This is a genomic window from Ravibacter arvi, assembly GCF_039540405.1.
Classification (GTDB): Bacteria; Bacteroidota; Bacteroidia; order Cytophagales; family Spirosomataceae; genus Ravibacter; species Ravibacter arvi.
The window spans coordinates 1-13335 of record NZ_BAABEY010000007.1; the positions used below are offsets into that span (position 1 = coordinate 1).

Annotated in this window: 12 protein-coding genes; 7 read left to right on the forward strand and 5 right to left on the reverse strand. The window is 51.4% G+C overall.

The genetic code is table 11. From position 1 onward, the window contains the following. Window positions 1-34 precede the first annotated feature (34 nt). Together ABD852_RS03780 and ABD852_RS03785 are read right to left on the reverse strand one after the other, a co-directional pair. A complete protein-coding gene (locus tag ABD852_RS03780) occupies window positions 35-205 on the reverse strand; it encodes a hypothetical protein (RefSeq protein WP_345026685.1) in 171 nt (56 codons plus the stop codon). Window positions 206-483: 278 nt separating this feature from the next. Next, entirely contained in the window at window positions 484-1173 is a 690-nt protein-coding gene (locus ABD852_RS03785) for a hypothetical protein (RefSeq protein ID WP_345026686.1), read from the reverse strand. Window positions 1174-1433: 260 nt separating this feature from the next. Here ABD852_RS03785 and ABD852_RS03790 point away from each other — a divergent pair, with 260 nt between their 5' ends. Both ABD852_RS03790 and ABD852_RS03795 read left to right on the forward strand, forming a co-directional pair. Continuing rightward, window positions 1434-1817 carry a hypothetical protein gene (locus ABD852_RS03790; RefSeq protein WP_345026687.1) on the forward strand — a complete coding sequence of 128 codons (384 nt, stop codon included), beginning with the start codon at window positions 1434-1436 and terminating at the stop codon, window positions 1815-1817. Between the two features lie 78 nt (window positions 1818-1895). Continuing rightward, the gene (locus ABD852_RS03795; protein ID WP_345026688.1) at window positions 1896-3359 is read left to right on the forward strand and encodes an NADH-quinone oxidoreductase subunit N; all 1464 of its coding nucleotides are present in this window, start codon (window positions 1896-1898) and stop codon (window positions 3357-3359) included. Window positions 3360-3363: 4 nt separating this feature from the next. On the opposite strand, the gene ABD852_RS03800 is transcribed toward ABD852_RS03795, so the two are convergent. Further along, window positions 3364-4077: an SDR family oxidoreductase gene (locus tag ABD852_RS03800; RefSeq protein ID WP_345026689.1), complete on the reverse strand. Its 714-nt coding sequence runs from the start codon at window positions 4075-4077 to the stop codon at window positions 3364-3366. Window positions 4078-4158: 81 nt separating this feature from the next. On the opposite strand from ABD852_RS03800, the gene ABD852_RS03805 reads away from it, so the two are divergent. Further along, complete coding sequence (locus tag ABD852_RS03805) at window positions 4159-5208, forward strand: 2Fe-2S iron-sulfur cluster-binding protein (RefSeq protein ID WP_345026690.1); 1050 nt, start codon at window positions 4159-4161, stop codon at window positions 5206-5208. A 16-nt stretch (window positions 5209-5224) separates the two neighbouring features. Here the strand turns inward: ABD852_RS03805 and ABD852_RS03810 are convergent, their stop codons facing one another. Then, window positions 5225-7495 carry a CotH kinase family protein gene (locus ABD852_RS03810; RefSeq protein WP_345026691.1) on the reverse strand — a complete coding sequence of 757 codons (2271 nt, stop codon included), beginning with the start codon at window positions 7493-7495 and terminating at the stop codon, window positions 5225-5227. 203 nt (window positions 7496-7698) lie between these two features. Here ABD852_RS03810 and ABD852_RS03815 point away from each other — a divergent pair, with 203 nt between their 5' ends. The 3 genes from ABD852_RS03815 to amaB all read left to right on the forward strand — a co-directional run bounded on the left by ABD852_RS03815 (window position 7699) and on the right by amaB (window position 11340). After that, window positions 7699-8484: a S1/P1 nuclease gene (locus ABD852_RS03815; protein WP_345026692.1), complete on the forward strand. Its 786-nt coding sequence runs from the start codon at window positions 7699-7701 to the stop codon at window positions 8482-8484. 241 nt (window positions 8485-8725) lie between these two features. Beyond that, window positions 8726-9775 carry a saccharopine dehydrogenase family protein gene (locus ABD852_RS03820; RefSeq protein WP_345026693.1) on the forward strand — a complete coding sequence of 350 codons (1050 nt, stop codon included), beginning with the start codon at window positions 8726-8728 and terminating at the stop codon, window positions 9773-9775. Window positions 9776-9810: 35 nt separating this feature from the next. Further along, complete coding sequence (gene amaB, locus ABD852_RS03825) at window positions 9811-11340, forward strand: L-piperidine-6-carboxylate dehydrogenase (protein ID WP_345026694.1); 1530 nt, start codon at window positions 9811-9813, stop codon at window positions 11338-11340. On the opposite strand, the gene ABD852_RS03830 is transcribed toward amaB, so the two are convergent. Next, on the reverse strand, window positions 11337-11576 hold the full coding sequence (locus ABD852_RS03830) for a hypothetical protein (RefSeq protein ID WP_345026695.1): 240 nt from the start codon (window positions 11574-11576) through the stop codon (window positions 11337-11339). The two genes, amaB and ABD852_RS03830, sit on opposite strands and share 4 nt — an antisense overlap. A gap of 32 nt (window positions 11577-11608) precedes the next feature. Here ABD852_RS03830 and ABD852_RS03835 point away from each other — a divergent pair, with 32 nt between their 5' ends. Then, on the forward strand, window positions 11609-13228 hold the full coding sequence (locus ABD852_RS03835; RefSeq protein WP_345026696.1) for a pyruvate dehydrogenase complex dihydrolipoamide acetyltransferase: 1620 nt from the start codon (window positions 11609-11611) through the stop codon (window positions 13226-13228). The last annotated feature ends 107 nt before the right edge of the window (window positions 13229-13335 follow it).

A 13335-nucleotide genomic window follows, 5' to 3' on the forward strand; every position in this document is an offset into this window, starting at 1 on the left:
TATTTACTTGAAACACAATAAGTTAAAAAAGATGTCATTGGCACCGCAGTGGAGGGATCTCCCGCTCCCCGTACCTAATCCCTTTCAGAGGGCTTTTTTCTAACAACAGGAGATCCTTCGGCTCCACTGCGTTCCGCTCAGGATGACAGTCCGGGTGGCAGCCTCCGGCTACCATTGACTTCCATTGACAACATCTATTTGTCATCTCCGCTACAAGGTGTTTTCGCAAAAAACTTCTTTTTCAGGATGACCGTCCGGGTGGTAGCCTCCGGCTACCATTGACTTCCATTGACAACATCTATTTGTCATCTCCGCTACAAGGTGTTTTCGCAAAAAACTTCTTTCTCGGAATGACAGGTCCCGGACGGTCATTCCAAGCCCATTTCAAATCACAAAAGCCGGGGGCAGCCCCGGCTTTTGTGATTTGAAATGTATAATTCACGAGTCCGATTTCCGACTTTCGACTTCCGACTCCCGATCCCCTCACCACTGCTTATACTTCGTTACAACCACATGCGATCCTTTTCCGTTTACGAGATAAACGCCTACCTGTTCCATTGTGCGATCACCGGTGGAGTAGCCAAAATACCATTGCGGCAGGCGTCCCATTTCAGGATCAAACGGCTTCGTCATGTCTTTGGTAGCCAGACTGATACGCTCAAACTTCTTCGCGTAGCTTTTTCGACCCTTTATTTCCGAGAACTTACCATAGAGTTGTTCCGCGGCATCACCTTCCCTTATCGTCTCTTTCGCAGAACCGCTTTCCGGCCAGCGCGACAATTTTTTACCGCTATTCAGGTAAATGCTTTTGACACGACCATTCTCAACCGTCACCTGTACCCCCGAATCGGTTCCTTTCCGTTCATCCAGCAAAATGTAGCTATAGAGCGGGATACGCTCCGCGAGGGCAGTCAAATCGGATGAAGAATTGCTGACCATATTCATTTGAGCGATGTTCCGGTCTTTAAAAATTTCCTGCAGCGCCGCATACATGGCAATGGGTTCGCTCGTTGCCAGGTAAGCTTCCACTGAAAGACTGTCTTTCCCTACTTCCATCCACGGAGTCGGTTCAGGGCCTGTAGTCTCAGGGCCTTTGTTTACCTCGCCGAAATGGCAACCCGCCAGTAAAAAAATGGATAGAATGGCTGAGAACGTAGAATGTGCTTGTTTCATAAAGGTTACTGTTTTGTTTTATTGAGGAGCGCACGCAACTTCAATTGGTTGGAATCAATCTTCGAATAAACCCCGATTGTGTCTCATTTTTGACCTTTTTTTAACTTCCTTGGGAAGGGACATTTTTGCCCGGGAGTTCATAAGGCCTTTAAAATACGCCGCAAAAGCACTTTATTCGCACAACAATTGTTATACGGACATGGATTGTGAAATGCCCCGAACATTTTCATCGTTCCATGACCAATAAATCGAGATACCCAATGAAAAGGTATTCTTTCATACTCCTGCTCGCCGCCGCGACGGTTTCCATACCGTCGTGTGTGATCCCCATAAGCCAGAAAACTTCTTTCCCGCTCGACGTATTCTACGAAAACGAGACCCCGCAAAGGCCATATTCTGAAATTAAATGGCTGGAAATCAGCCGGGAGGACGCCGTCCTGGCTTACCAGAACACAGCTGAAAAACGCCTGCTTCAAAAAGGCAACAGCGCGGAAGCCAAAAGCCTTATTACGGCCCAATTGGTAATGAAAGCCCAGAAAATCGGCGCAGACGCACTCGTAAACGTCAATTATCAATATTATACAGGCAAAGATTACGAGGGGTATAGCATGCGGGGGCTAGCCGTAAGGTACCGTGGCGAATAACCACGTCCACAAAATTCACGGCCGACCATTTATTGAGGCCATACTTTGCTTAGTTTTGTAGAAAAAGCCGCATAAGTTTTGTCCCTGATCGATCAAATCCAACACCTCCGTAACAGTCTTACCGACCTTTACCCGGAGCTATTCCTCATTATTTTCTTCCTCGCTACGCTGGTTTCTGAGCTGGCTATCTCAAAAAACCACACTCCGGAAACGAAATTTTCAAGATTATTGAAGCTGCAATGGGTAGGCGCGTTCCTGCTCCTTGCTCTCTTGGCCATACAATGGACAACTACTGAACGGGGCGCGTTGTTTCATAATCTGCTCCTCCTCGACAGCAAGGCTATTTTTTTCAAAATCCTGGTTGCACTGACCTGGGTCTTTGCCCTTTTCCATCTGCAAAAGCTGCGGTACCGGTTTCAGCCCGAGCTGCTGATCTTGCTGGCCAGTGCGGTCCTGGGATCTCTGTTCCTTTGTATGGCCGCCAATTTGCTGACTGTTTATTTGTCGATGGAGGTCATTTCGCTGAGCTCCTACCTGCTGATCGGGCTTTCGCCAAAGGCACAGGCTTCTGAAGGGAGCCTGAAATACCTGCTTTTCGGCACCGTAAGCTCAGCTATCATGCTTTACGGAATTTCATTTTTGTACGGTCTGACGGGCTCCCTGGACTTATCTGCCGAAGCCTGGAGCGCGCTAATGGAAAACGACCCGTACATCATTACCGTTACGATCCTGCTCACCTTCGGCGGATTGCTTTTCAAGCTTTCGCTGATTCCCTTTCACGTGTGGACACCGGACACTTATGAAGCCGGTCCCACTCCTATTATCTCATTCCTTTCAACGGCCCCGAAAATTGCGGTGCTGCTAGCACTTTCTCGCCTTCTGTCAGCGCTTCCGGAAGCCGCAGCACCCATACTCGGGGGTATTGCGCTGATCAGCATGACGGTAGGCAATACCGGGGCATTGTGGCAACAGAACGCCAAAAGACTGCTTGCGTATTCCACTATTGCACAAGCCGGGTACCTGATGGTAGGGCTCGTCTCGGTCAACCAGACCGGCTTCGAAACCGGTGTATTTTACCTGGTGGCTTATGCATTTCTATCCATGAGCGCTTTTCTCCTGGCTGACCTGTTCTCGCCCCGGTCGGATCTGAACTTTGCGCATTTTAACGGAAAGGGAAGCGCCTGGACCATTGGCGGCGTAGCGCTTACCTTTGTTATGGTCGCCCTTGCGGGCCTGCCGCCAACCATCGGGTTCACCGGGAAATGGCTGATTTTCTCTTCTCTATGGGAATCTTATCGCGCCGCGGGGAACACATGGATGCTGGTTCTGCTCGTCGGCGGCATCCTCAACGCTGCTATTTCGCTGGCCTATTACCTTAAGCTTCCTTTTCTGCTCTTCTTTAAAAAGGACGAAAACGGAGCAGAAGCCCAGGCCGGGTGGGCAACGCCGGTCAATTCGATCGTTGCCCTCTTTATACTCTGTGTAGTCATCGGCCTGTTCCTTCAGCCGCAGTTGCTTACCGGCTTGATTCACCGGCTTTAAGCACTCATTTCGGCGGATTCGCCGGGCGAACCTCAATTTTGCTCGGCAGTGTCCGGGCCGGCATTTTGATAAGGTCCGAAACAATTTGTCCGATGTCCTCGGGCTGAATCTTCCAGGCATCTTTTTCCGTAACCTCCCTTTCTCCAAAGCCGGTAGCCACAGAACCCGGCATAATGGTAGTAACTTTAATACCCTGAGGTCTCAGATCGAGCATCAATGCCTGGGTAAACCCAACTAACCCCCACTTGCTTGCATTGTAGGCCGTGCCATTCGCAAAAAAATTGGTACCTGCCAGGCTCGCGATGGTAATAAAATAACCCTGTGTTTCTGTCAGTGGCTCGATCGTGCTTTTAATAGTATTGAATACCCCGGTCAGGTTAACATCAATCGTTTCATTCCAAAGCTCGGGCGTCATCTCGTGGATGGGGGCAAAATGCCCTACCCCCGCATTGGCAATCACATAATCGAGGCGCCCCCATTTGACAAGGAGCAAATCAACGGCCCTTTGCTGCGATTCCAGGTTGCGAACGTCAGCCTCCAGCCCGATGGCATATCCCTCCCGAAGTTTGTTCAGCGCTGCGGCCGCCAGATCGGCCGACTTCTGCGTACGCGCCGTAATGGCGACTTTAACACCGTCCTTTATCAGGGATTCAGCAATGCCGTACCCGATTCCTTTCGACCCGCCAGTAACCAATGCGATTCTGCCAATAGTGCTCATCTATGCTTAATTTGTTTTTTGGTGTTTAAAAATACGCATTTTGTCCCAGCCAAAAAAGGTCTATCTTGCAACACCAATCTTATGAACGAGTACGAGCTACGCATCACCAAAATAGAGCCGAGGCCGGGTGACAACATCACCATTTCGATGGAAACGACCAACGGATACCCCCTGCCCTACAAGGCCGGTCAATTCCTAACCCTGAAATTCTTATTCGGGGAACGGGAAGTCAGGCGGTCCTATTCATTCAGTAGTTCTCCGCACGTCGACGAGCCGCCGGCCATCACCATCAAAAGGATAGATAATGGCGAAATTTCGAGGTTGCTGCACCACAAAACCCACGCGGGCGATCTCCTTTCCGTGTTAGAACCGCAAGGGCTCTTTACCTACGAACCGGAACCGGAAAAAGAACGCACCGTTTTTCTTTTTGGAGCGGGGATCGGCATTACGCCCCTGTTCTCGATCATGAAGACCGCGCTGGTGGCCGAAAGGGCCTCGAAGGTGGTTCTCATTTTCAGCAACAGCAATCCTGAGGTAGCGCCGTTCATGGACGAAATCAAACAATGGGAAACCCGGTACCCGGAACGGCTTCGGGTAATCTGGCTTTTCAGCAACAACAAAAACCTGCTCCGGGCTCGCCTCAATCGTTTCAACCTTGAAGAATTCGTTCGTCAGCATCTTCAGTTCGACCGGCGCGATGCCCTGTTCTATTCCTGCGGGCCTGTGACTTACATGGACCTCTGCCGGATTACCCTTCTCGGGATGGGTTTCGAATCCGCCCAAATCAGGCGGGAAACTTTCCTGCCGCCTGAAAATGAAGAAGATGAAGACGACGATACCGAAAAAGTAATCGACAAAACGCCGTATGAAGTACAGATCCATTTTCAGGGCAAAGTGTACGACCTGGTAGTCCCTTATGACCACAGTATCCTGGATGAAGCGCTCAAACATAAGATCCGCCTGCCCTACAGTTGCCGCTCGGGCATGTGCAGCACCTGTATCGCCCGGTGTACTGCCGGTAATGTGCGGATGGATTACAACGAAGTGCTAACCGACCAGGACATTGCCGCAGGCAGCGTCCTGACCTGTACGGGGCACCCGACCGAAAATCATACCGTGATTGTCTATTAACGCGCCTGGGGGCGGCTCAGGGGCTCATCACAAACTGTCGGGAAGAGCTGGTATTCCCATCTGTCACCTTCAGCACGTATAACCCCGCGGGTAATTTTACCTCGGCATAAGAGGCGATATTCCAGCCCCGCGTTGCCGTCACAACCTGGTCGAACATCCGAACCCCCGTTAGGTTATATACCTCCAGATAAGTGCGTTCTGTACCTGAGGAGAAGAAATGAACTTCAGGAAACCGCGAGGATGGATTAGGGAAAACTTTTAGATTCTCAGCTTTGCCATGCCGCGTAACCGAGACCAGGTTCGTATATTCAAAACTCCCGTCAAGGTCCACCATTTTTACGCGGTAATATTGTATGCCGGCAACCGGTTGTTCGTCTACCCAGTGGTAAGTCCCGTCCTGCGAATCCCCCAGGCTCACAGTCGCAAGCTGTACCGCCTCGAGATCTTTATTGAGACGTTCTATACCGAAATGACTGCCGTTTACCTGTTCGGTTACCTTCCAATCAAGACGAACGGCATTTTCCTGGTTAGTCGCTTTAAATTCGCGTATCAAAATGGGCAATGCGCTCCCGGCGGAGGTAATCGTCCACTTGCCCGCCTGCGAGCCAGCCAGCCAGTGCTGCACCTCTGAAATACCATTTTGAGGTATAAATGCATTGAAATCTATCGTATGGACCGGTGCGCCATCAGAAATGGAGCCAGCGCTATTCTGAAGCCCCATGCTCGCCTTCCGGTTGACAAACGCATACGAGTCGTCCGAGGTTTTGGTAATACGCCACTGCTGCAGGGGATCGGCCGGATTGGCGCCCGAAAGCACCGCCTGAGCACCGGCAGAGCCGGTTCCTGCCAGTACAAGCTGCCTGCCCACGTTGTATAACTGGAAGAAACCGTTCGGAAGCGGTTTCACTTCCCATAGGAAATCATTATTTTCGGAGAGCGTTTTCTGCACGACACCGGTCCCTGATGCCGGGGCGGCAAGGGCTTTCCCGTTCTGGCGGTTCACAATCTGGTACCGATAGTTTTGCGACAGGCCATTGATTTCTGTGTCGAGCCAGTCTATGCGCTGTTCCACATAATCGGACAAAAAATTGACATGATCCTCGTAACTCCCGTTCCAGAAAACCTCTTTATACACTTTGGTAGAAAGTACCGGCCAGCGCGTATAGTTTTGCTGCTGTGACCCCGAACTGGTCAGTAAGCTGGTATATTCATTGATTTTGCCAAGGAGATGGTCTTTCAGCCCGTTATTTTTCAACTCGTTCCAACGCAGCTTCACCGCGCTCATAAACACGTCGTCATTTCTCAGCCTGACTATCCACCGCCGGAAAATATAGTCCTGACCGACGTCGGCCATTAACCTGTACCTGGCGGAAGCGATACGGTCGTCGTTATCAAAGGCAATGTCAAAATCCCACAGGGGTCCCAGGAAAATGTGGTTGTCAGATCTTCGCTTGTGCAGGTAGACACTCCAGAAGGCATCTGAATTGCCCGTAATTTCGCAGGCTATATACCAATTGATCAGCGATGATTTATCGATTCTTTCCAGGTATCCGCCGGGCGCCTCGGGGTGGATATCGGAAAAAAGCCGCTGCTCAAAGTCATTGATGTCGTTGGTAATGGCTTCAATTTTGGCATCATCCTGCGGTTTCACCAGGTCAGGGTACTTAACTGTAGCGATCAGCCCCTGGGTAGTCCGGATAAAATACGGCTCCTGCCACGCAAAACCGTCCAGTTCTACCAGGTACGCACCCGGGACCGACGCAGGCTGCCCCTCCTCGATATCTACCCGGCCCGAACGCACCTCCATATGGTCGGTCAAGAGGTATGAGCCTATAAAATCGCCATTCAGGATTACGTCTACATAGCGGAAAGGGCTGGAATAAGGCAACCCCATATAGCGCGACAGCTCCAGGGCCAGGGAATTCCGCACCAGGGTTTTTTCCGCGTGATTGGCCAATAACACCCAATTTTTGGCAACGGAGGGCATACCCAGCAGGCTGGCCGCGGTATTCAGGTTAATCCGGTAAGGCTTCTTATCCAGCAGCCAGGTAGAGTTGCCTCTGCCTCGTATCCGGATTCCGCCGTTATACAATTCAACCGGTCCATTTTTTTCTTCCACAATTTGCATGCTGCCTGCAACATAATCGTCCTTACTTGTGACGGGGGCAGTGGTAGTAATGCAGAGGGTAGGTAGAGAAGAGCGCGGGCTGCAATTCTGCCCGACTACATAAGCAGGGACAAACACTGCCGCAATGACAATGAGTGAGGTACTCAATTTCGTTTTCATAAAATCAGTGTTGTAAAATGGGGGGCATTTACTTTTCCGATAAAATCAACGCAATATCCTCATTATAAAAACAGTAAGTAAAAAAGCCAGCTATTACTTAGCGAACGGCTCCGCAGCTTCCAGACGATTTCCGGTACATTTCTATTGCAGCTCCGCATTTCGCCATAACTTTGGTATTTAGACAATCATCAACTATCCATGAAATGGCCCAAAGACGACTGCTACTTATACTGACCCTGCTATTGGCGGCGAATCCGGGCTTCGCCTGGGGTTTGCTCGGACACCGGATTGTAGGGGAAATTGCCCAGAATCACCTGTCAGGCCGCGCAAAAAGGGAAATAAGAAAAATTCTTGGCAACGAATCACTCGCCATGTCGGCCAATTGGGCAGATTTTATCAAATCCGATACGGCCTATCGCTATCTGAACAATTGGCACTATGTGAACATCAGGACCGGAACAAACCGGGAGGCGTTATTCGCCCAGCTCGAAAGCGACAGCTCAAACAATGTCTACAACCGGCTGCATTTCCTGGTCAAAGAGCTCAAAACCAACCATACGCTTTCACGGGAAACAAAAAAAATGTACCTGCGCCTGATCGTACACCTCGTAGGCGACATGCATCAACCCATGCACGTCGGGCGTCCAGACGATCTCGGGGGCAACAAAATACAGCTGCATTGGTTTTATGAGCCCAGCAATTTGCACAAGGTGTGGGATGAAGACCTGATCAACTATCAGCAATTAAGCTACACCGAATACACCCGTGCGATCGACTTCTCTTCCAGGCAGCAGCGCCGGCAATGGCAGGCCGCTCAACCCGGAGAATGGTTGTTCGAATCGTTTCAAATTGCCGAACAGCTCTACGCCGGCGTAAAGAAGGGCGACAAGCTTCGCTATGACTACAATTTCAAGCACATTGACACCCTTAACGACCGCCTGCTGAAAGGCGGCATCCGCCTGGCCGGACTGTTGAACGGGATGTTTTGATGGGAAATTGGAAATCAGAAATCGGAAATCAGAAATCGGAAATCGGAAATGGGGGCTGAATTCTGATTTCTGATTTCCGATTTCCTTTTTATATTTACCTGTCAACAAAGTTTCCGGGCTGCACGCCCTTTTTACCAGCACTTCATTCAACAAGGTTTTAGTTGTGCGCATTGAGTTGTGAGCCGCTGCGACGGCCCAACCCTCATCCCTCACCACTCAAACCTCAAACCTAAATTCACAAATGAAAATCCTCGTGATTGGCATGGGTAAAGTCGGTTCACTGGTCGGCACCCTGCTTCATAAGTCTTTTAACGTTACCGGTCTTGACCTGGAGGAATCCGATCTGCCCTTCCCGGTTGTCAGGGGGGATGTGACCGATCTTAAGTTTCTGAAGAAAACCATGAAAGGCTTCGCCGCCGTGGTTTCCTGCATGCCTTATCACCTTAATCTACCGATAGCCACCCTCGCGCACGAGGCCGGGCTCCATTACTTCGATCTTACGGAGGATGTCGCGACCACCGCAACCATCCGGAAAATGGCTGAAAAAAGTCAATCGGTCATGGCGCCGCAATGCGGGCTTGCGCCCGGATTTATCGGTATCGTGGGCGCCGATCTCGCAAAACGATTCACACGGCTCCGTGATATAGAGCTGCGGGTGGGCGCACTGCCCCGCTACCCCAACGGCCTGCTCGGCTATGCATTCACCTGGTCTCCCGCCGGGGTGATCAACGAATATATCAATGATGCCGAGGTAATTCACAACGGCAAAATGAAACTTGTTCCCTCTCTCGAGGGCATCGAAACGATTAATATAGAGGGCCAGGAATTCGAAGCTTTCAGCACCTCGGGCGGTCTCGGTACCATGTGTGAAACCTTTAACGGGAAACTCGATACGCTCAACTACAAAACGATCCGGTACCCGGGTCACTGTCGCCTCATGCGCTTCCTGTTGTATGAGCTGATTCTGAAGGACCAGCGGGAGTTGGCCGAAAAAATTCTCACGGAAGCCAAACCGCCGGTCCAGGAAGACGTAGTCTACGTATATGCAGTTGTGGAAGGCTGGAAAGGCGACCGCCTGGAAAGAGAGGAATTCTACCGGGCTTACCATCCCATCCATATTGACGGCCGGCACTGGCGTGCTATCTCCTGGACCACCGCGGCGTCTGTTGCATCAGTTATCGAGCTGGTTGCAAACGGGGTAATCCCCCCGAAGGGCTTTGTCAGGCAGGAGGACATTCCGCTCGACCAATTCCTGGAAACCCAGAATGGTCATTACTACAAGCTGAATTAGTGCTCGTATCGTCTTAATTCTCAAACTTTTCTGCTATGATCGCAATATCCGACCTATTGATGCCGCTCGACGTTTCCCCGCAAAATGACGGGGTGTCGACCGGCACAATCTCCCGGCCCGGCGGCGGAAAAATACTCGATTCCTATTCACCGGTAGACGGTAAGAAGATTGCATCCGTATCATCGGCAAACGAAACCGATTGCCTGGAGGTAATTGAAACCGCAAAAAAGGCCTTTCTGTCCTGGCGTAGCCTCCCCGCGCCCAAGCGTGGTGAAATAGTCCTGGAAATTGGGACCCGTATCCGCCATTTCAAAACCGAGCTTGGCACGCTGGTCAGCTATGAAATGGGCAAAAGCCTGCAGGAAGGGCTCGGTGAGGTACAGGAAATGATCGACATCTGCGTCTTCGCCGCCGGCTTGTCCCGGCAACTCTACGGACTGACCATGCAAAGTGAGCGGCCGGACCACCGTTTGTTCGAGCAATGGCACCCTTTGGGCGTTGTAGGCATTATTTCCGCCTTTAATTTCCCTGTTGCAGTCTGGTCCTGGAATGCGGCCATCGCCTGGGTCTGCGGCAACACCTGCATCTGGAAGCCTTCGGAAAAAACGCCGGTTTCGGCTATTGCCGTCAGGAATATTGTATGCGGGGTCCTCAGGGAACACCATTTGCCGGAGGGCGTGTTTTGCCTGCTGACGGGCGACGGTACGATTGGCCGGCAGCTTGCAGAAAGCCCGGACATAGCGCTGGTAAGCGCCACCGGCAGTACCAGAATGGGGACGCAAGTGGCACAGGCCACCGCCCGAAGGTTGGGAAAATCACTGCTCGAACTCGGCGGAAACAATGCGGTAATTATTGCCGGATCCGCAGATCTGACCCTGGCAATCCCGGCTGTTGTATTCGGGGCAGTAGGCACGGCGGGACAGCGCTGTACCACCACCAGGCGCCTCTTCGTCCAGCGCGCGTTGTATGAAACAGTTCAATCAAAACTCCTGCATGCGTATAGCCAATTAAAAATCGGCAATCCGCTCGACGAGGCCAGCCACATGGGACCGCTGATTGACAAAGACGCGGTGGATAACTATTTTAACGCAGTCCGGCGCGCAGGTGAGCAGGGGGGAAAGCTGTTGACGGATGCCCGGCTGCTCACAGAATTTGAATCGGGCTGCTATGTTACGCCGGTGATCATTGAAGCAGAAAATCATTGGCAGGTAGTACAGGAGGAAACGTTCGCCCCTATCCTTTACCTCATGGCCTTCGATACCATCGAAGAAGCGGTCGAAATGCAAAACAGCGTTCCGCAGGGCCTTTCCTCCTCCATATTCACCAATGATCTCAGGGAAGCGGAATATTTTCTTTCCAGCGCCGGTTCAGACTGCGGGATAGCCAATGTGAACGTAGGTACTTCGGGGGCGGAAATCGGCGGAGCCTTCGGCGGGGAAAAAGACACCGGCGGCGGCAGAGAATCCGGATCGGATGCCTGGAAAACGTACATGCGCCGGCAAACCAATACCACCAACTACGGCAGGAAACTACCGTTGGCCCAGGGCATACGTTTCGATATTTAGAAGGAAATCAGGCACTTACCGGGACCCTCTTCCCGCGCAAAAAATGGAATTGCCGCCGCCCGGAGCGCATTATCACACTTTTTAGCGCCCGGTTGGCTGGTTTTATCCTGCTTTCTGCTAATTTTGATGGCGTATTGGCATTTCGTAAGCAATTGCACATACGACCGGAAAGTATTCGCTGACTGGCGTGCATCACCATCGATCCATCCGCCGCTCAGTACTTTCAACGGAACCATGACAAGTTAACTCAATAGTACATTCACGTAATATGGCTGAAGTAATTAGAATGCCCAAAATGAGCGACACCATGGAAGAAGGTGTCATTGCAGAATGGCATAAAAAAGTTGGTGACACTGTGAAATCCGGTGATATTCTTGCTGATGTGGAAACAGACAAGGCCACCATGGAACTGGAGTCGTACGAGGAGGGCACCTTATTATATATCGGCATTGAAAAAGGAGCTTCTGTGCCCGTGAACGGAATCATAGCCGTGGTCGGGAAGGAAGGTGAAGATTACAAGTCCCTGCTGGAGGGGGGCGCTGCTGCTGAAAAAGCGCCGGAAAAGGCGCCTGAGAAAGAAGCCGCGCAACCGGAAACAAAAGTTGCAGACGCTACACCTGCCGTGAAAAAAGCTGCGGTAAATGTCAATGCCGCCATTATCCGCATGCCGAAGATGAGCGATACCATGGAGGAAGGCGTGCTGGTTTCCTGGCAGAAAAAAGTAGGCGACAAAGTGAAGTCCGGAGATATCCTGGCAGAAGTCGAAACCGACAAAGCCACGATGGAGCTGGAGGCTTATGACGAGGGGACGCTCCTATATCAGGGAGTTGAGCCGGGCGCTTCAGTACCTGTTGACGGCATCATTGCCGTTATCGGCGAAGAAGGGGCCGACTACAAAGCGCTGCTTGAAGGTGGCAGCTCCGAACCGGCCGCAGCTGAACCCACCCCTGCCAAACAGGAAACAGCCGCACCGGTTGCCGCGAGTGTGGCCGGCGAACAGGTTGTATCCGGAGATCGCCTGAAAGCATCTCCCCTGGCGAAAAAGCTGGCGGAAGAAAAAGGAATAGATATACAACAGGTTACAGGATCCGGGGAAAACGGACGTATTGTCAAACGTGACGTCGACAGTTTTGTACCTTCCGAAAAAGCGGCTGCACCTCAGGCCCCTGCTGCAAAAGCAGCAGCACCTGCGCCGGCGCCTGCAGGCGGTTACGAAGACCTGCCGGTTTCGCAGATGCGGAAAACTATCGCGCGCCGCCTGAGCGAAAGCCTGTTTACCGCGCCGCATTTCTATGTGACCATGGAAATCAATATGGACAAAGCCATGGCGCTTCGTCCGCAGCTTAACGAGGCTTCTTCAGCCAAGATCTCCTTCAATGATATGGTGATCAAAGCAGCAGCCCTGGCATTAAAAAAACACCCGGAAGTAAACTCCGCCTGGTTAGGCGATAAAATCCGCCGGTACCACTATGTCAACATTGGTGTGGCTGTCGCAGTTGAAGAGGGGCTGCTGGTTCCGGTCGTAAGAGATGCGGACCTGAAAGGTTTGGCCGCTATTTCCGGCGAAGTAAAAACACTTGCCGGGAAAGCCAAAGACAAGAAATTACAACCCAGCGAATGGGAAGGAAATACGTTTTCAATTTCTAACCTGGGTATGTTCGGCGTAGACGAGTTCACCGCTATCATCAACCCGCCTGATTCCTGTATCCTTGCGGTTGGAGGAATCAAAAAAGTGGCCGCCTTTAAAGAAGACGGAACGGTTTACCCGGTTAATATCATGAAGGTTACGCTTTCTGCAGACCACCGTGTGGTGGACGGCGCGCTTGCCGCAACCTTCCTGCAAACCTTGAAAGGGTTACTCGAGAATCCTTTCAGCATGCTGATATAAGACATCAAAAGCGGGCATAAAAAAAGGAGGCGCGAAACGCAGTCGTGGTCGGAAGAAATTCCGACCTTTTTTTATGTTTTAAAGACTTTTTGTGGATCTCCTCCAGC